24 protein-coding genes are annotated in these 17,250 nt (G+C 64.7%); 22 read left to right on the top strand and 2 right to left on the bottom strand.

The window, feature by feature from the left end:
* Positions 1–28 precede the first annotated feature (28 nt).
* The 3 genes from ACGGKE_RS09765 to ACGGKE_RS09755 are packed head-to-tail and all read left to right on the top strand — an operon-like array spanning position 29 to position 3,346.
* Complete coding sequence (locus tag ACGGKE_RS09765) at positions 29–1,147, top strand: Ppx/GppA phosphatase family protein (protein WP_394437388.1); 1,119 nt, start codon at positions 29–31, stop codon at positions 1,145–1,147.
* The gene (locus ACGGKE_RS09760) at positions 1,144–1,818 is read left to right on the top strand and encodes an RlmE family RNA methyltransferase (protein WP_394437386.1); all 675 of its coding nucleotides are present in this window, start codon (positions 1,144–1,146) and stop codon (positions 1,816–1,818) included. Before ACGGKE_RS09765 ends, ACGGKE_RS09760 begins: the two co-directional genes overlap by 4 nt.
* A 19-nt stretch (positions 1,819–1,837) precedes the next feature.
* Positions 1,838–3,346, top strand: coding sequence for a YifB family Mg chelatase-like AAA ATPase (locus ACGGKE_RS09755; RefSeq protein ID WP_394437384.1), 1,509 nt, complete (start codon positions 1,838–1,840; stop codon positions 3,344–3,346).
* Positions 3,347–3,388: 42 nt separating this feature from the next.
* On the opposite strand, the gene ACGGKE_RS09750 is transcribed toward ACGGKE_RS09755, so the two are convergent.
* The gene (locus tag ACGGKE_RS09750; protein ID WP_394437382.1) at positions 3,389–3,769 is read right to left on the bottom strand and encodes a polymer-forming cytoskeletal protein; all 381 of its coding nucleotides are present in this window, start codon (positions 3,767–3,769) and stop codon (positions 3,389–3,391) included.
* Entirely contained in the window at positions 3,750–4,928 is a 1,179-nt protein-coding gene (locus tag ACGGKE_RS09745; protein ID WP_394437380.1) for a peptidoglycan DD-metalloendopeptidase family protein, read from the bottom strand. The genes ACGGKE_RS09750 and ACGGKE_RS09745 overlap by 20 nt, the downstream gene beginning before the upstream one ends.
* Before the next feature lie 452 nt (positions 4,929–5,380).
* Here ACGGKE_RS09745 and rpsL point away from each other — a divergent pair, with 452 nt between their 5' ends.
* From rpsL to rpsN, 19 genes are all read left to right on the top strand, one after another.
* Positions 5,381–5,752: a 30S ribosomal protein S12 gene (gene rpsL / locus ACGGKE_RS09740; protein WP_009820628.1), complete on the top strand. Its 372-nt coding sequence runs from the start codon at positions 5,381–5,383 to the stop codon at positions 5,750–5,752.
* 18 nt (positions 5,753–5,770) lie between these two features.
* Complete coding sequence (rpsG, locus tag ACGGKE_RS09735) at positions 5,771–6,241, top strand: 30S ribosomal protein S7 (RefSeq protein WP_021227559.1); 471 nt, start codon at positions 5,771–5,773, stop codon at positions 6,239–6,241.
* 159 nt (positions 6,242–6,400) lie between these two features.
* Positions 6,401–8,494, top strand: a complete 2,094-nt coding sequence (fusA, locus tag ACGGKE_RS09730) for an elongation factor G (protein ID WP_394437377.1) — start codon at positions 6,401–6,403, stop codon at positions 8,492–8,494.
* A 135-nt stretch (positions 8,495–8,629) separates the two neighbouring features.
* A complete protein-coding gene (gene tuf / locus ACGGKE_RS09725; RefSeq protein WP_394437375.1) occupies positions 8,630–9,820 on the top strand; it encodes an elongation factor Tu in 1,191 nt (396 codons plus the stop codon).
* 208 nt (positions 9,821–10,028) lie between these two features.
* A complete protein-coding gene (gene rpsJ / locus ACGGKE_RS09720; protein ID WP_007686587.1) occupies positions 10,029–10,337 on the top strand; it encodes a 30S ribosomal protein S10 in 309 nt (102 codons plus the stop codon).
* Between the two features lie 284 nt (positions 10,338–10,621).
* On the top strand, positions 10,622–11,377 hold the full coding sequence (gene rplC / locus ACGGKE_RS09715; RefSeq protein WP_021227556.1) for a 50S ribosomal protein L3: 756 nt from the start codon (positions 10,622–10,624) through the stop codon (positions 11,375–11,377).
* 3 nt (positions 11,378–11,380) lie between these two features.
* The gene (gene rplD, locus ACGGKE_RS09710) at positions 11,381–12,004 is read left to right on the top strand and encodes a 50S ribosomal protein L4 (protein ID WP_394437372.1); all 624 of its coding nucleotides are present in this window, start codon (positions 11,381–11,383) and stop codon (positions 12,002–12,004) included.
* Positions 11,997–12,311 (top strand): 50S ribosomal protein L23, encoded by a 315-nt coding sequence (locus ACGGKE_RS09705; protein WP_228164884.1) that lies wholly within the window; start codon positions 11,997–11,999, stop codon positions 12,309–12,311. The genes rplD and ACGGKE_RS09705 overlap by 8 nt, the downstream gene beginning before the upstream one ends.
* Before the next feature lie 10 nt (positions 12,312–12,321).
* Entirely contained in the window at positions 12,322–13,158 is an 837-nt protein-coding gene (gene rplB, locus ACGGKE_RS09700) for a 50S ribosomal protein L2 (protein ID WP_394437369.1), read from the top strand.
* Between the two features lie 5 nt (positions 13,159–13,163).
* Complete coding sequence (gene rpsS / locus ACGGKE_RS09695; protein ID WP_242125634.1) at positions 13,164–13,442, top strand: 30S ribosomal protein S19; 279 nt, start codon at positions 13,164–13,166, stop codon at positions 13,440–13,442.
* Positions 13,442–13,828, top strand: coding sequence for a 50S ribosomal protein L22 (gene rplV, locus ACGGKE_RS09690; RefSeq protein WP_009820636.1), 387 nt, complete (start codon positions 13,442–13,444; stop codon positions 13,826–13,828). The genes rpsS and rplV overlap by 1 nt, the downstream gene beginning before the upstream one ends.
* A gap of 4 nt (positions 13,829–13,832) precedes the next feature.
* Positions 13,833–14,528 (top strand): 30S ribosomal protein S3, encoded by a 696-nt coding sequence (gene rpsC, locus ACGGKE_RS09685; protein ID WP_228164883.1) that lies wholly within the window; start codon positions 13,833–13,835, stop codon positions 14,526–14,528.
* Between the two features lie 21 nt (positions 14,529–14,549).
* The gene (gene rplP / locus ACGGKE_RS09680) at positions 14,550–14,981 is read left to right on the top strand and encodes a 50S ribosomal protein L16 (protein WP_007686573.1); all 432 of its coding nucleotides are present in this window, start codon (positions 14,550–14,552) and stop codon (positions 14,979–14,981) included.
* Between the two features lie 3 nt (positions 14,982–14,984).
* On the top strand, positions 14,985–15,185 hold the full coding sequence (gene rpmC, locus ACGGKE_RS09675; protein ID WP_228164882.1) for a 50S ribosomal protein L29: 201 nt from the start codon (positions 14,985–14,987) through the stop codon (positions 15,183–15,185).
* Between the two features lie 15 nt (positions 15,186–15,200).
* Entirely contained in the window at positions 15,201–15,464 is a 264-nt protein-coding gene (gene rpsQ / locus ACGGKE_RS09670) for a 30S ribosomal protein S17 (protein WP_394437363.1), read from the top strand.
* Between the two features lie 170 nt (positions 15,465–15,634).
* Entirely contained in the window at positions 15,635–16,003 is a 369-nt protein-coding gene (gene rplN, locus ACGGKE_RS09665) for a 50S ribosomal protein L14 (RefSeq protein ID WP_009820640.1), read from the top strand.
* Positions 16,003–16,314, top strand: a complete 312-nt coding sequence (gene rplX / locus ACGGKE_RS09660) for a 50S ribosomal protein L24 (RefSeq protein WP_009820641.1) — start codon at positions 16,003–16,005, stop codon at positions 16,312–16,314. The genes rplN and rplX overlap by 1 nt, the downstream gene beginning before the upstream one ends.
* Positions 16,314–16,886 carry a 50S ribosomal protein L5 gene (gene rplE, locus ACGGKE_RS09655; protein WP_228164880.1) on the top strand — a complete coding sequence of 191 codons (573 nt, stop codon included), beginning with the start codon at positions 16,314–16,316 and terminating at the stop codon, positions 16,884–16,886. Before rplX ends, rplE begins: the two co-directional genes overlap by 1 nt.
* Before the next feature lie 52 nt (positions 16,887–16,938).
* Positions 16,939–17,244: a 30S ribosomal protein S14 gene (rpsN, locus tag ACGGKE_RS09650; RefSeq protein ID WP_009820643.1), complete on the top strand. Its 306-nt coding sequence runs from the start codon at positions 16,939–16,941 to the stop codon at positions 17,242–17,244.
* Positions 17,245–17,250: the final 6 nt, after the last annotated feature.

Below are 17,250 nucleotides of genomic sequence, written 5' to 3'. Positions count from 1 at the left end.
CGGCGATACAGAAGAAGCGAGTTACGGCATGGTGCAGCAGAGCCGCCCATCGCCGCAGAGTTCCGGCCCGGCCGGCGGTTATGCGGGCAAGCGCGCCCGTTCCGGCCCGGGCAATGGGAGCAAGGCTGCGGCCATTCCTCCCCCGGCGAAGCATCGGGGTCTTTCGTCCAGCGGGGCGCGTGATCGGCGATCCTATGCCGCCATCGACCTTGGCACCAATAATTGCCGCCTGCTGATCGCCAAGCCGTCGGCCGATGGCTTCATCGTCGTCGACGCCTTTTCGCGAATCGTCCGGCTGGGCGAAGGGCTTGCGTCATCGGGCCGCATCAGCGACGCCGCGATCGACCGCGCCATCGCCGCCTTGTCGGTTTGCGCCGACAAGCTGCGCCGCCGCCATGTGACGCTCGCCCGCTCGGTCGCGACCGAAGCCTGCCGCCGCGCGTCCAATGGCGCGGAATTCATCCAGCGCGTCTACCGGGAAACCGGCATCGCGCTCGACATCATCAGCGCGCAGGAAGAAGCGCGGCTGGCGGTGCTGGGCTGTCATGCGCTGCTGGAGCCCGGCGATGGGCCGGCGCTGATCTTCGACATCGGCGGCGGTTCGACCGAACTGGTGCTGGTCGACGCGCAGGGCGACGGCGCGCCGCGCATCGTCGATTGGGTGAGCGCGCCCTGGGGCGTCGTGTCGCTGACCGAAAGCGAAGCCTTTGATCATGACGATCCGGCCGAGCGGCTGGCGGCCTATGGCCGGATGCGCGCGCGCGTGTCCGAAGCCTTCTTGCCGCTCGCGCGCCGTCTGCCGCGCGATGCGCAGGGCATCCGCCTGCTCGGCACATCGGGCACGGTGACGACGCTCGCCAGCCTGCACCTCAACCTGCCGCGCTATGACCGGCAGGTGATCGACGGGCTGATCGTGCCGTGCGAATCGATGCGCGCCATTTCCGACCGGCTGTCGGGCATGGCGCTGGCCGAGCGGCAGAAGCTGCCCTGCATCGGCACCGAGCGCGCCGACCTGGTGGTGGCGGGCTGCGCCATATTGGAATCGATCCTGGACATCTGGCCGGCGCAGCGGCTGGGGGTTGCCGACCGTGGCATACGCGAAGGGATATTGCGCGGCCTGATGGACCGTGACGGAGGTGTGATGTGAGGGGCGCGGGCGCAGGCAAGGTCCGGGTCAAAAGCGCGAAGGGCCGCACCGCCCAGTCGGTGCGCTGGCTCGATCGGCATCTCAACGATCCCTATGTCAAGAAGGCGAAGGCGGAAGGCTGGCGCAGCCGCGCCGCGTTCAAGCTGATCGAACTCGACGAGAAATTCCATTTCGTGAAGGGATCGCGCGCGGTCGTCGATCTGGGCGTCGCGCCGGGCGGCTGGGCGCAGGTGGTGCGCAAGATGGCGCCCAAGGCGGCTGTGGTGGGGATCGACCTGCTGCCGACCGATCCGATTCCCGGCGTCACCCTGTTCGAAATGGACTTCATGGACGACAAGGCGCCCGACCTGCTGCGCGAAGCGCTGGGGCAGGAGCCGGACCTCGTCATTTCGGACATGGCGGCCAACACTGTCGGCCATGCGCAGACCGATCACCTGCGCACCATGGGGCTGGTGGAGGCGGCGGCCCAGTTCGCCGTCGAAAATCTACGCAAGGGCGGCACTTTCGTCGCCAAGGTCTTTGCCGGCGGCACGGACGCGGAGCTGCTGGCGGTGCTGAAAAAACATTTCACCACGATCAAGCATGCCAAGCCGCCGGCCAGCCGCAAGGGCAGCGTCGAATGGTATGTCGTGGCGCAGGGGTTCAAGGGGCGGACGGACGACACGGCCTGAACGGCCATAAGGGGGATCATTGGTCGCAACGGTTTCGACGGTGGCCTATCTGGGGCTGGAGGCGCGCGCCGTGGAGGTGCAGTGCCAGCTGGTGCCGGGCCTGCCCAATTTCATCCTCGTCGGCCTTCCCGACAAGGCGGTGGCCGAAAGCCGCGAGCGCGTGCGCAACGCCATCGCAGCGATCGGCCTGTCGCTGCCGCCCAAGCGCATCACCGTCAATCTCTCGCCAGCCGACCTGCCGAAGGAAGGCTCTCATTTCGATTTGCCGATCGCGCTGGCGCTGCTGGGCGCCATGGGCGTGATCGATGCCGAAACGCTGTCGGGCTATGTCGTCGTGGGCGAACTGGGGCTGGACGGGCGCACCGCGCCCTCGCCCGGCGTGCTGCTTGCCGCGCTGTATGCCGGCGGGCAGGACATGGGGCTGGTCTGCCCCGCGGCCCAGGGCGCCGAAGCCGCCTGGGCGGGGCAGGTGGAGGTGGTCGCCACGCCCGACCTGCTCAGCCTGCTCAATCATTTCAAGGGCGCGTCCGCCCTCTCGCCGCCGCAGCCCGGCACCGTCGAAACGCCGATGCGCAGCGCCGACCTCAAGCAGGTGAAAGGGCAGGAAGTTGCCAAGCGCGCGCTGGAGATCGCGGCGGCGGGGGGCCATAATCTGCTGATGGTCGGGCCGCCGGGCGCGGGCAAGTCGCTGATGGCGAGCTGCCTGCCCGGCATCCTGCCCGACATGACCCCGTCGGAGGCGCTGGAAAGCTCGATGGTGGCGAGCGTCGCCGGCACGCTGGAGGGCGGCCGCATCAGCCGCGCGCGCCCCTTCCGCGCTCCTCATCATAGCGCGTCGATGGCGGCGCTGGTGGGCGGCGGGCTCAAGGCCCGGCCGGGCGAGGTCAGCATGGCGCATCTTGGCGTGCTCTTCCTCGACGAACTGCCCGAATTTCAGCGCGCCGTGCTCGATTCGCTGCGCCAGCCGCTGGAAACCGGAGAAGTGACGGTGGCGCGCGCCAATGCGCATGTGACCTTTCCCGCGCGGGTGCAGCTGATCGCGGCGATGAACCCGTGCCGCTGTGGGCATCTGGGCGATCCGGCGCTGGCCTGCTCGCGCGCGCCGCGCTGCGCCGCCGACTATCAGGCCAAGGTGTCGGGTCCGCTGCTCGACCGCATCGACCTGCATGTCGAAGTGCAGGCGGTGACCGCCGCCGACCTGGTGCTGCCGCCCCCGGCGGAAGGGTCGGCCGAAGTCGCCGCGCGCGTCGCGGCCGCGCGAGCGGTCCAGACCGCCCGCTATGCCGACATGCCCACGCGCACCAATGCCGAAGTGGATGGGGAGGCGCTGGAGGCCGTCGCCGGCCCCGAGGAGGCTGGCCGGCAATTGCTGGCGCAGGCTGCGGCCGCGATGAAATTGTCCGCCCGCGGTTATACCCGCGTGCTGCGCGTCGCGCGGACGATCGCCGATCTCGCTGGCGCGGAGCGCGTCGGCCGCGTCCACATTGCCGAGGCCTTGAGCTACCGCCGCCGCGCGCCGGTCAACTGATGCTCGCTCTGACGACCGCTTCGACTGGGCGAGCGCGACCCTTCATTCCGCGGCTTCGTTCGCCAGCAGCCTGATTTCCGCCGGCGCCCGGCTGTCCTTCGGGCTGAAGCGCCCTTCGACACGGCTGCCCGGTTCGATCGTGATGCGTTCATAGCTGACGTCGCCGGTGATCCGCGCGCTGCTTTCGACCACCAGTTCGCCGGCGGTGATCGATCCATCGACCAGGCCGGCGAGGCGGGCGCTTTGCGCCGTCACATGGCCGGTGATGCGGCTGTCGGGGCCCTGCACCAGGGCGGCGCAGCAAATGTCGCCTTCGACATGGCCGTCGACATGCAGGTCGACGCTGGCCGAAAGATTGCCGGTGATCGTCACGTCCCCGCCGATCAGCGAGAAGGGGATGGACTTACCCCCGGTTGCCGACATCGGCGAAACGGGCCTTGGCGATTTGCTGGACTTGGAGAACATCTTTGCGGGCCTCCAGGAAGCGGCGGGGGTTGATGGCCTGACCGTTCAGCCGGACCTCGAAATGCAGATGCGGGCCGGTCGAGCGGCCGGTCGAGCCCATGCGGCCGATCATGGCGCCGCGCGCCACCGTGTCGCCGACATGGGCGGCAAAGCCCGACAGATGCGCGTAGCGCGTCATCAGGCCATTGCCATGGGTCACCTCCACGACATTGCCATAGCCGCTGCGCTGGCCCACGAAGCTGACCTTGCCATTGGCGGCGGCGTTGATCGGCTGGCCGCGATGGCCGGGAAAATCGAGACCCGCATGAAAAGCCGCATGGCCGTTGAACGGGTCGCGGCGATAGCCATAGGAACTGGACAGCATCGGCGTGCTGGTCGGCTGTCCCGAGGGGATCGAGAGCAGGCTGCGCTCCAGAAATTCCATCCGCGCCATGGCGTCGGCCAGATGCTCCAGCTCGCCGGTTAGCGCGCCTTCCGCGCCCTGCCACGGAACGAAGGGACCGCCCTGCGCCCGGGCGGCGGTGCGGGCCAGCGCATCGGGGTCCAGCCCGAAGCTGCGGATGGCGGCGGCGGCGCGATCGGCCCGGCGCTCGACTGCGCCGGTCAGCAGCAGGGCGAAGCGGCGCTGCCGTTCCTGCAAGCGCATCAGCGGCGCGGCTTCGGGCGCCATGCTGATCTTGGCGGTCAGGCTGCCGCCCTTGTCCTGGGCGTCGCCGACCAGATCCTGGCCAGCGGCATCGTCATCCTCGCTCCCGAAATGGGTGCGGTAGAGCTCGTCCATGAAGTCCTGGCGCGCTTCCAGATCCTGGGCCAGCGCATCGACCGACTTGCGATAGTCGGAAACCTTGCCGGCGGCCTTCGCCACCGACTGGCCCTTGGCGGCGAGGGCGGCGCGTTCCTGCGCCAGCGCCATGCCGTCAATCGCCATGGTGGCGGTGATGCCGCCCCAGCCGATCAGGACGGCGGCGACGCTGCCCAGCGTCAGAAGCTGGGCGCGGCGGCTGATGCGGATGAACTTGACCTGGCCGCCCGAGCGCAAGAAGATTTCGCGCTCCGGGCAGAGCGCATTCCACCATGCGCGGAGGGCGGCGACCCTCTGGCTGCTATGCTGTAACAATGACGACCCCGTGCTCTTTTCGAGTCGGGCCGGTAGCAAAGGGCGGCCATGCGCGCGAATCCACGACCACGGACTCGTGACGAGCCGAGGGCTGCGCGCGATGAAATGATGGGAGCGCTATTTTGTTCCGTGGCTTTGCGAAAAATTACGGGTCTCTGCTCCAGCCCGAGCGTCATGACTATTTATATGTCCGTTTAGGGGTCCTCATCCCCTCGCTTGACCATCAAGGGCCGCGGAGCTATAGCGCCCCCCCGCCCAGCGGCCTTGCCGTGCGAAGACTCGTCTCCTCGCGTCATATCGGCTGAGCGACATTAGAGCTGAACATTGCCGGGTGCTCTTGCGGCTCCAGGGGGCTTATGCCCGCCGGGGCCTTTGCTGTTTGGCGGAATCCTCCGCCTTTCGCACAGGACGCGGGAATGCCGGTAAAGTAACTGAAAAAGGTGAAGGGCTTCATGCCAACGATCAACCAGCTGGTCCGCAAGGGCCGCGAACTGCAGAAGGCCAAGAGCAAGGTCCCTGCCATGGAGGCGAACCCGCAGAAGCGCGGCGTTTGCACTCGCGTCTACACGACGACCCCGAAGAAGCCGAACTCGGCGCTTCGCAAGGTGGCGAAGGTGCGTCTGGTCAACCAGCGCGAAGTCATCACCTATATTCCGGGTGAAGGCCACAACCTTCAGGAGCACTCGGTCGTGCTGATCCGCGGCGGCCGCGTGCGCGACCTTCCCGGTGTGCGCTATCACGTGCTGCGCGGCGTTCTGGATACCCAGGGCGTCAAGGACCGCAAGCAGAGCCGTTCGAAGTACGGCGCGAAGCGTCCGAAGTAAGAAGGGGAGACCAAGAATATGTCACGTCGTCGTCGCCCCGAAAAGCGCGTCATCCTGCCGGATCCCAAGTTCGGCGATATCGTGCTGTCGAAGTTCATGAACAGCATCATGCAGGACGGCAAGAAGGCCGTCGCCGAATCGATCGTCTATGGCGCCCTCGAAACCGTCGAGACCCGCGCCAAGAAGGATCCGATCGGCATGTTCCACGATGCGCTGAACAATGTGAAGCCCGGCATCGAGGTCCGCAGCCGCCGCGTCGGCGGTGCGACCTACCAGGTCCCCGTCGAAGTGCGCCCCGAGCGCGCCCAGGCGCTGGCCATCCGCTGGCTGATCACCGCCGCGCGCAACCGCAGCGAAACCACCATGGCCGCGCGCCTGTCGGGTGAGCTGCTGGACGCCGCCAACAACCGCGGCAATGCCGTGAAGAAGCGCGAAGACACGCACCGCATGGCGGAAGCGAACCGCGCCTTCTCGCACTACCGTTGGTAATGAGGGACGCGGGCGCCTACATGCCCGCTATCTCTATCAGGTTCTGATGATCGGTCCGTTCGCCAAGGGTGCTACCCATGGCGGACGGATTGGTTTAGGGGCCTCGCGCAGAACAAACGAATCCCCTCACCGCCGGCGCGCCGGCAACGGAGAAGCATCATGGCCCGCAGCCATCCGCTCGAACATTATCGTAACTTCGGTATCATGGCGCATATCGACGCCGGCAAGACCACCACGACCGAGCGCATCCTTTACTACACCGGCAAGTCCTACAAGATCGGCGAAGTCCATGACGGCGCTGCGACCATGGATTGGATGGAGCAGGAGCAGGAGCGTGGGATCACCATCACGTCGGCTGCGACGACCTGCGTGTGGAAGGCGGCTGAGGGCAAGGGTCCCGAACATCGCCTGAACATCATCGACACCCCCGGCCACGTCGACTTCACCATCGAAGTCGAGCGGTCGCTGCGCGTGCTCGACGGCGCGGTCGCCGCGTTCGACGGCGTTGCCGGCGTCGAGCCGCAGTCGGAAACCGTGTGGCGCCAGGCGGACAAGTACAAGGTGCCGCGGATGTGCTTCATCAACAAGCTCGACCGCACCGGCGCCGACTTCTATTATTGCGTGCAGACGATCATCGATCGCCTGGGCGCGACCCCGGCCGTCCTCTATCTGCCCATCGGTGCGGAAAGCGACTTCAAGGGCCTGGTCGACCTGGTCGAAAACCGCGCGATCATCTGGAAGGATGAAAGCCTGGGCGCCGAATTCTATTATGAGGAAATTCCGGCCGACCTCGCCGACAAGGCTGCCGAATATCGCGAAAAGCTGATCGAGCTCGCCGTCGAACAGGATGACGAGGCAATGGAAGCCTATCTCGAAGGGAATCTGCCCGACACCGCGACGCTCAAGAAGCTGATCCGCAAGGGCACGCTGGGCCACGCCTTCGTGCCGGTGCTGTGCGGTTCGGCCTTCAAGAACAAGGGCGTCCAGCCGCTGCTCGACGCGGTCGTCGACTATCTGCCCTCGCCGCTCGACATCGAGGACGTCCAGGGCGTCAAGATGGACGGCGAGACGCCGGACAGCCGCCCGACTTCGGACGACGCGCCCTTCTCGGGCCTGGCGTTCAAGATCATGAACGATCCCTTCGTGGGCTCGCTCACCTTCCTGCGCATCTATTCGGGCACCCTGACCAAGGGCACCTACCTGAACTCGGTGAAGGACAAGAAGGAAAAGATCGGCCGCATGCTGCTGATGCATGCCAACAGCCGCGAAGATATCGACACGGCCTATGCCGGCGACATCGTCGCGCTCGCGGGCATGAAGGAAACCACCACGGGCGATACGCTGTGCGCCGAGCGCCAGCCGATCATCCTGGAGCGGATGGAATTCCCCGAGCCGGTCATCGAGCTGTCGGTTGAACCCAAGACCAAGGCCGACCAGGAAAAGATGGGCGTCGCGCTCAACCGCCTGGCCGCCGAGGATCCGTCCTTCCGCGTGTCGACCGATCATGAATCGGGCCAGACCATCATCAAGGGCATGGGCGAGCTTCACCTCGAAATCCTGGTCGACCGCATGAAGCGCGAGTTCAAGGTCGAGGCGAATGTCGGCGCGCCGCAGGTCGCCTATCGCGAATATCTCAAGAAGCCCGTCGACATCGACTATACCCACAAGAAGCAGTCGGGCGGCACCGGCCAGTTCGGCCGCATCAAGGTGAAGCTGACGCCGGGCGAGCGTGGCGCTGGCATCATCTTCAAGGACGAGATCAAGGGCGGTAACATTCCCAAGGAATATATCCCCGCGATCGAGAAGGGCATGCGCGAAACCGCGGCCACCGGCTCGCTGATCGGCTTCCCGATCATCGACTTCGAAATCCTGCTCTATGACGGCGCCTATCATGACGTCGACTCCTCGGCGCTGGCGTTCGAAATCACCGGTCGCGCCGCGATGCGCGAAGCGGCGCAGAAGGCGGGCATCACCCTGCTCGAACCCGTCATGAAGGTCGAAGTCGTCACCCCGGAGGAATATCTGGGCGACGTCATCGGCGACATGAACAGCCGTCGCGGCCAGATCCAGGGCACCGACACCCGCGGCAACGCGCAGGTGGTCGAAGCCATGGTGCCGCTGGCCAACATGTTCGGCTATGTGAACTCGCTGCGTTCCTTCACCCAGGGCCGTGCGAACTACTCGATGATCTTCTCGCATTATGACGAAGTGCCGCAGAATGTTGCGGACGAGGTCAAGGCGAAGATGGCCTGAGGGTAAACCCGGGCCGGCGCGTGCAAACGGGTCGGTTTGGGGCTGGTAATATGCAAATTTGCTGCTATGGACGCGCCTTCGCGAGGCGCGGCCGAGCGGTCTGACCAAGCTGATTTGATTAGAAGGTAGGAAAAAATGGCTAAGGCTAAGTTTGAGCGGAACAAGCCGCACTGCAACATCGGCACCATCGGTCACGTCGACCATGGCAAGACCTCGCTGACCGCGGCGATCACCAAGGTTCTGGCCGAAACCGGCGGCGCGACCTTCGTTGACTATGCCAACATCGACAAGGCGCCCGAAGAGCGCGAGCGCGGCATCACCATTTCGACCGCCCACGTCGAATATGAGACCGAAGCCCGTCACTACGCGCACGTCGACTGCCCGGGTCACGCTGACTACGTCAAGAACATGATCACCGGTGCGGCCCAGATGGACGGCGCGATCCTCGTCGTTTCGGCCACCGACGGCCCGATGCCGCAGACCCGCGAGCACATCCTGCTTGCCCGCCAGGTCGGCGTGCCGCAGCTGGTCGTGTTCATGAACAAGGTCGATCTGGTCGACGACGCCGAAATCCTCGAGCTGGTCGAGCTGGAAATCCGCGAGCTGCTGAGCAGCTATGATTTCGACGGCGACAACATCCCCGTCATCCCCGGTTCGGCCGTGAAGGCGCTGGACGGTTCGAACGACGAGATCGGCAAGAATGCCGTTCTGAAGCTGATGCAGGCTGTCGACGAATTCATCCCGCAGCCGGAGCGTCCGGTCGATAAGGCGTTCCTGATGCCGATCGAAGACGTGTTCTCGATCTCGGGTCGCGGCACCGTGGTCACCGGCCGTGTCGAAACCGGCATCATCAAGGTTGGTGAGGAAGTCGAGATCGTCGGCCTGAAGCCGACCGCCAAGACTACCGTCACCGGCGTGGAAATGTTCCGCAAGCTGCTCGACGAAGGTCGTGCGGGCGACAACATCGGCGCCCTGGTGCGCGGCACGAAGCGTGAAGAAGTCGAGCGCGGTCAGGTTCTGGCCAAGCCCGGCACCATCACCCCGCACACCGAATTCGACGCCGAAGTCTATGTGCTGTCGAAGGAAGAAGGCGGCCGTCACACCCCGTTCTTCGCCAACTATCGTCCGCAGTTCTACTTCCGCACCACCGACGTGACCGGCGAAGTGATCCTGCCCGAGGGCACCGAGATGGTCATGCCCGGCGACAATGTGAAGCTCGGCGTCAAGCTCATCGCGCCGATCGCGATGGACTCGGGCCTGCGCTTCGCGATCCGCGAAGGCGGCCGGACCGTCGGCGCTGGGGTTGTCGGCACGATCTCGAAGTAATATAGGACCGCAGCGGCGCGAATCGTCTGATTCGCGCCGCTCGGAATTTCTACCGCCCCGGATCGCCTTTCTCCGGCTCTCCTTGAGCTAGAAGGGCAGGCAAGGGGCGGATATTTTTTGTTGGCGCATTTCCGCAAGTCATCGGCTGCTCCGGCTGACTTTCGAAAATGCTCCGGGTTTTTGGCTCTTTCGCATCGGTACAGGAACAATGGACAGCAATATCCGCATTCGCCTCAAGGCGTTCGATCATCGCGTGCTCGATCAGGCGACCGGCGACATCGCCGACACCGCCCGCCGCACCGGCGCCCTCATCCGCGGTCCGATTCCTCTTCCGACGCGCATCGAAAAGTTCACGGTCAACCGTGGCCCGCACATCGACAAGAAGTCGCGCGAGCAGTTCGAAGTCCGCACCTACAAGCGTATGCTTGACATTGTGCAGCCGACGCCGCAGACGGTCGACGCGCTGATGAAGCTGGATCTGGCTGCCGGCGTGAACGTCGAGATCAAGCTGGCCTGACGCCGGCAAGTCCCTGCTCCCCGCCTTTTCGGCTGATGGGTGAGCAGGGTATCGGGTGCTCTGCCAAGGCAGGGGCTCAAACGACACAAGGGATACCGCACGACCCGCCGGTGAACCGGAATGGTCGTGGTCCTGGTCCCCCGTCGCCTTCCCCGAGAGGGGTCGGCATCCAACCCTGACGGGGTGATCGCTAATTTGGGTTGGGCCGCGAAGGAGAGATCCTGCGCGGTTTTTTCGTTGGATACGCCCGCTGCTAAGGCGGGCCTCTATGGGAGTAATCAGTGATGCGCACAGGCGTGATCGCTAAGAAAGTCGGGATGACCCGTCTGTTCCAGGAGGACGGACGGCACGTACCGGTTACGGTTCTGGCCCTTGAGGGCAACCAGGTCGTGGCGCGCAAGGAAACCGATCGGGACGGCTATGTCGCCGTTCAGCTCGGCGCCGGCGTCGCCAAGGTCAAGAATGTGGCCAAGCCGCAGCGCGGCCAGTTCGCCAAGGCCGAAGTCGAGCCCAAGGCCCGTCTGGTCGAATTCCGCGTCGCCGAGGATGCGCTCCTCGACGTCGGCGCCGAAATCGCAGCCGATCATTTCGTCGCCGGCCAGCTGGTCGATGTCGCCGGTCACACCCAGGGTAAGGGTTTTGCCGGTGCGATGAAGCGCTGGGGCTTCGGCGGTATGCGCGCCACCCACGGCGTGTCGATCAGCCACCGTGCCCATGGTTCGACCGGTAACCGCCAGGATCCGGGTCGCGTCTTCAAGAACAAGAAGATGGCCGGCCATATGGGTGACCGCGAGCGGACCCAGCAGAATCTGGAAATCGTGCGCACCGACGTCGAGCGCGGCCTGCTGTTCGTCAAGGGCAGCGTCCCGGGCGCCAAGGGCACCTGGCTGACCGTCAAGGACGCCGTCAAGGTTCCGCGTCACGCCGACGCTCCCTATCCGGCCAGCCTCAAGGCGGCTGCCAACAGCAACAATGCTCCGGCCGAGACGCCCGCTGATGAAGCGGCTGCTCCCGAAGCGACCGAAGGCCAGGAGGGCTAAACCATGAAGGTCAATGTACAGACCCTCGACGCGCAGGCGGCTGGCGAGCTGGAGCTGAACGATGCCGTGTTCGGCGTCGAGCCCCGCACCGACATCCTGCACCGCGTCGTCACCTGGCAGCTGGAAAAGCGCCGCGCGCCGGCTCGCGCCACCCGCGAGCGTTCGGACGTTGCCCGCACCGGCAAGAAGTTCGGCCGCCAGAAGGGCGGCGGCACCGCCCGTCACGGCGACCGCAAGGCGCCCGTGTTCATCGGCGGTGGTAAGGCGCACGGCGCCCGCGCCCGCGACTTCGGTCACGACCTCAACAAGAAGGTTCGTGCGCTGGGTCTCAAGATGGCGCTGTCGGCCAAGGCCAAGGACGGATCGCTGATCGTCCTGGACAGCTTCGACGTCGCCGAAGGCAAGACCAAGACGCTGGTCGCGCACCTCGCCAAGCTGAACCTCAACAAGGCGCTGTTCATCGACGGCGATGCCGTCAACGTCAGCTTCGCGAAGGCTTCGGCGAACATCGTCGGCGTGAACCTGCTGCCGGCCGTCGGCGCCAACGTCTACGACATCCTGAAGGCCGACTCGCTGGTGCTCACCCGCGCCGCGGTCGAAAAGCTGGAGGCCCGTTTCAATGGCTAAGAAAGAAGCCGCGACCGTGGACAACCGTCATTTCGACGTCGTTGTCGCGCCGGTCATCACCGAGAAGTCGACGCTTCTCTCCGAGAACAACGCCGTTGTGTTCAAGGTTGCTGGCGATGCCACCAAGCCGGAGATCAAGGCGGCGGTCGAGGCCCTGTTCGGCGTGACCGTGAAAGCGGTCAACACGCTGGTCCAGAAGGGCAAGGTCAAGCGCTGGAAGGGCAAGCCCTACAAGCGCAACGACGTGAAGAAGGCGATCGTGACGCTGGCCGAAGGTCAGTCCATCGACGTCACCACCGGAATCTGAGGCGGGATAGATGGCACTCAAGCACTATAATCCGACCAGTCCCGCGCAGCGCGGCCTGATCCTCGTCGACAAGTCGAGCCTGCACAAGGGCAAGCCCGTCAAGGCGCTGACCGAAGGCAAGCGCAAGACCGGTGGCCGCAACAACAAGGGCCATGTGACCTCGCGCGGCATCGCGGGCGGTCACAAGCAGCGCTACCGCATCATCGACTTCAAGCGTCGCCTGTGGGACGTGGAAGGCACGGTCGAGCGTCTGGAATATGACCCCAACCGCACCGCCTTCATCGCGCTGGTCAATTATGCCGACGGCACCCAGGCCTATGTCCTGGCGCCGCAGCGTCTTGCCCCCGGTGACAAGATCATCGCCGGCAAGAAGACCGACGTGAAGCCGGGCAACGCGATGGAACTGGGCCAGATGCCTGTCGGCACCATCATCCACAATATCGAGATGAAGCCGGGCAAGGGCGGTCAGCTCTGCCGTTCGGCGGGCACCTATGCCCAGCTCGTCGGCCGCGATCGCGGCATGGTGATGGTCCGCCTGTCCTCGGGCGAGCAGCGCTATATTCGTTCGGACTGCATGGGCACCGTGGGCGCCGTGTCGAACCCGGACAATGCCAACACCAACCTTGCCAAGGCCGGTCGTAACCGCTGGCTGGGCAAGCGTCCGCTGACGCGCGGTGTTGCGAAGAACCCGGTCGATCACCCGCATGGCGGTGGTGAAGGCCGGACCTCGGGCGGCCGTCATCCGGTCACGCCCTGGGGCAAGCCGACCAAGGGTGCGCGCACCCGCCACAACAAGGCGACGGACAAGTTCATCATCCGTAGCCGCCACGCGAAGAAGAAGAGGTAAGCGAGATGGCTCGTTCCGTCTGGAAAGGTCCGTTCGTGGACCTCAGCCTTCTGAAGAAGGCGGAAGCCGCGCAGGACGCCGGTGGCCGTGCTGGTCCGATCAAGACCTGGTCGCGCCGCTCCACCATCCTGCCGCAGTTCGTTGGCCTGACGTTCAACGTCTATAACGGCCGCAAGCATGTTCCGGTCTCCGTGAACGAGGAAATGGTGGGTCACAAGCTGGGCGAATTCGCCCCGACCCGCTACTTCCCCGGCCACGCCGCCGACAAGAAGGGCAAGCGCTGATGAGCAAGGAAAAGGCTCCCCGTCGCGTCGCCGACAATGAAGCGCTCGCCGTTGGCACGCAGATCCGCGGTTCGGCCCAGAAGCTGAACCTGGTCGCCACGTTGATCCGCGGCCGCAAGGTCGAGGACGCGCTCAACATCCTCGCCTTCTCGAAGAAGGCGATGGCGGTCGACGTGCGCAAGGTGCTGGCTTCGGCCATCGCCAATGCGGAAAACAACCACAATCTGGACGTCGACGCACTGGTCGTCGCGGAAGCATCGGTGGGCAAGAGCTTCACCATGAAGCGCTTCCACGCCCGCGGCCGCGGCAAGTCGACCCGGATCCTCAAGCCCTTCAGCCGCGTGCGCATTGTCGTGCGTGAAGCTGGCGAAGAAGCGGAGGCGTAAGCACATGGGTCACAAGAGCAACCCGATCGGTCTGCGCCTGCAGATCAACCGTACCTGGGACAGCCGCTGGTTCGCGGAAGGCCAGGATTATGGCCGCCTGCTGCTGGAGGATCTCAAGATCCGCCAGTATATCATGAAGAACCTGCCGCAGGCCGCGATCTCGAAGGTCGTGATCGAGCGTCCGGCCAAGCTGTGCCGCGTGTCGATCTACGCCGCCCGTCCCGGCGTCATCATCGGCAAGAAGGGCGCGGACATCGAAAAGCTGCGCAAGAAGCTGTCCAGCTTCACCTCGTCCGACGTGTCGCTGAACATCGTCGAAATCCGCAAGCCGGAAATCGACAGCAAACTCGTCGCACAGGGCATCGCGGACCAGCTGGAGCGCCGCGTCGCGTTCCGCCGCGCGATGAAGCGTGCGGTGCAGTCGGCCCTGCGTCTGGGCGCCGAAGGCATCAAGATCACCTGCGGCGGCCGTCTGGGCGGCGCGGAGATCGCGCGCGTCGAATGGTATCGCGAAGGCCGCGTTCCGCTGCACACGCTGCGCGCGAATGTCGACTATGCCGAAGCCGAAGCCCACACCGCCTATGGCGTGTGCGGCATCAAGGTCTGGATCTTCAAGGGCGAAATCCTTGGTCATGATCCGATGGCCACCGACCGGCTGATGCTGGAGGCTCAGACCTCCGGCGTGCGCCCGGCGCGCTGAAGATAAGAAGGTAATAGCGTCATGCTGCAACCGAAGAAAATGAAGTTCCGCAAGACCTTCAAGGGTCGGATCAAGGGCGACGCCAAGGGCGGTTCGGCTTTGAATTTCGGCGCCTATGGTCTGAAAGCCCTGGAACCCGAGCGCGTCACCGCCCGCCAGATCGAAGCGGCCCGCCGCGCGATCCAGCGTCACCTTCGCCGTCAGGGTCGTCTGTGGATCCGCGTGTTCCCCGACGTGCCGGTGTCGAAGAAGCCCGCCGAAGTCCGTCAGGGCAAGGGCAAGGGTTCGGTCGAATATTGGGCGGCGCGGGTGAAGCCCGGCCGCATCCTGTTCGAACTGGACGGCGTGCCCGGTCCGCTCGCAGCAGAGGCCTTCTCGCGCGCCGCGATGAAGCTGCCCATCAAGACGAAGGTCGTTGCCCGCCTCGGCGACACCTCGCACCTGGAGGGTTAAGCCGTGGCGAACGTCGCAGACCTCAAGACCAAGACGGACGACGAACTGTCGACCGAACTCAACAACCTGAAGCGCGAGCAGTTCAACCTGCGTTTCCAGGCCGCCACCAACCAGCTGGAAAAGCCCAGCCGGGTGCGTGAAGTGCGCCGGACCATCGCGCAGATCAAGACGCTGCAGGGCGAACGCGCCCGCGCGGCGAAGTAAGAAGGAAATCACACGATGCCCAAGCGCGTGCTGACGGGAACGGTGGTTTCCGACAAGACCGACAAGACGGTGGTGGTTCGGGTGGAGCGCAAGGTGAAGCATGCGCTCTACGGCAAGATCATCCGCCTGTCGAAGAAGTATCACGCCCATGACGAGGGCAATGTCTACAAGGAAGGCGAGACGGTCCGCATTGAGGAGACCGCCCCGATTTCCAAGCTCAAGACCTGGAGGGTCATCGAGCGCGTGGACACCCACAAGTCGCCCGAAACGGCGGCCTGAGGATCAGTCACCGGCCCATAAGGGCTAGAAAGTTCGAACGCGGGGCTGGCCTTTTCTTTTCGGAAGGGTTACAGGCCCGCGCTTCGTGCTTTCGAATCTGCCGGGTCGAACACGAAATTCGGAACCGCCGGGAATTGTCCCGGTAGGCCAAATAAGAAGGAACCGGATCCATGATCCAGATGCAATCCAATCTTGACGTCGCTGACAATAGCGGCGCCAAGCGCGTCCAGTGCATCAAGGTGCTGGGCGGGTCGAAGCGGCGCTTCGCGGGTGTGGGCGACATCATCGTCGTCTCGATCAAGGAAGCTCAGCCGCGCGGCAAGGTGAAGAAGGGTGACGTGCATCGCGCGGTCATCGTGCGCACCGCCAAGGACGTGCGTCGCGCCGACGGCAGCGTCATTCGCTTCGACGGCAACGCCGCTGTGCTCATCAACAAGAACGAGGAGCCGATCGGCACCCGTATCTTTGGCCCGGTCGTTCGCGAACTGCGCGCCAAGAAGCACATGAAGATCATCAGCCTTGCTCCCGAGGTGCTGTAATGAGCGCTGCAAAGATCAAGAAGGGCGACAAGGTCGTCGTCCTGGCTGGCAAGGACAAGGGCCGGACCGGCGCCGTCCTCCAGGTGATGCCGAAGGAGGACCGCGTCCTCGTCGAAGGCATCAACGTGCATGCGCGTCACCGCAAGCCCGATCAGGCGAACCCGCAGGGTGGCATCGATCGCAAGCCTGCGCCGCTGCACATTTCGAACGTCGCTGTCGCCGACAAGGATGGCAAGCCGACCCGCGTCCGCTTCGAGGACCGCGACGGCAAGAAGGTCCGCGTCGCCGTCAAGTCCGGTGAGGTGCTGTAATGGCCGACAAGTATATCCCGCGCTCCAAGGCGCTCTATGACGCCGAGATCGCCAAGGCGATGACCGAGAAGTTCGGTTACAAGAACGTCATGGAAGTCCCCAAGATCGAGAAGATCACGCTCAACATGGGCGTGGGCGAAGCGACCCAGGACAAGAAGAAGGTCACGTCGGCCGCCGAGGAAATGGAACTGATCGCCGGCCAGAAGCCGGTCATCACCAAGGCCCGCAAGTCGATCGCCCAGTTCAAGCTGCGCGAAGGCATGCCGATCGGCGCCAAGGTCACGCTGCGCCGCGAGCGCATGTACGAGTTCCTGGACCGTCTGATCAACGTCGCGCTTCCCCGCGTGCGCGACTTTCGTGGTCTCAACCCGAAGAGCTTCGATGGCCGTGGCAACTATGCCTTCGGCATCAAGGAGCAGATCATCTTCCCCGAGATCAGCTATGACCGTGTCGACAAGGTGCGCGGCATGGACATCATCGTGACCACCACGGCGAAGACGGACGATGAAGCGCGCGAACTGCTGCGCCTCTTCGGCTTCCCCTTCCCGCTCGAAGAGAAGCAGGCGGCCTGATCCAGGTCCCGCTTCTCTCCCAACGCTTAAGCTAAGGAAGAGAACTTAAGTCATGGCGAAACTGAGTTCGATCAACAAGAACGAGCGCCGCAAGAAGCTGGTGAAGAAATATGCCGGCCGCTATGCGAAGCTCAAGGCGATCGCGAATGATACCGCGGCCGACGACAGCGATCGTCTGATCGCGCGTCTGAAGATGGCGGAGATCCCCCGCAACGGCAATCCGACCCGTATCCGGAACCGCTGCGAGCTGACGGGTCGTCCCCGCGCTTACTACCGCAAATTCCGTCTCTGCCGCGTGCAGCTGCGTGATCTGGCCAACAAGGGTCTGATCCCCGGCGTCACCAAGTCGAGCTGGTAAGGATCA

The organism is Sphingobium naphthae (genome assembly GCF_043589935.1).
Classification (GTDB): Bacteria; Pseudomonadota; Alphaproteobacteria; order Sphingomonadales; family Sphingomonadaceae; genus Sphingobium; species Sphingobium naphthae_A.
The sequence above is the reverse complement of the archived record's forward strand: the minus strand, read 5'-3'. Positions and strand labels throughout refer to the sequence as shown.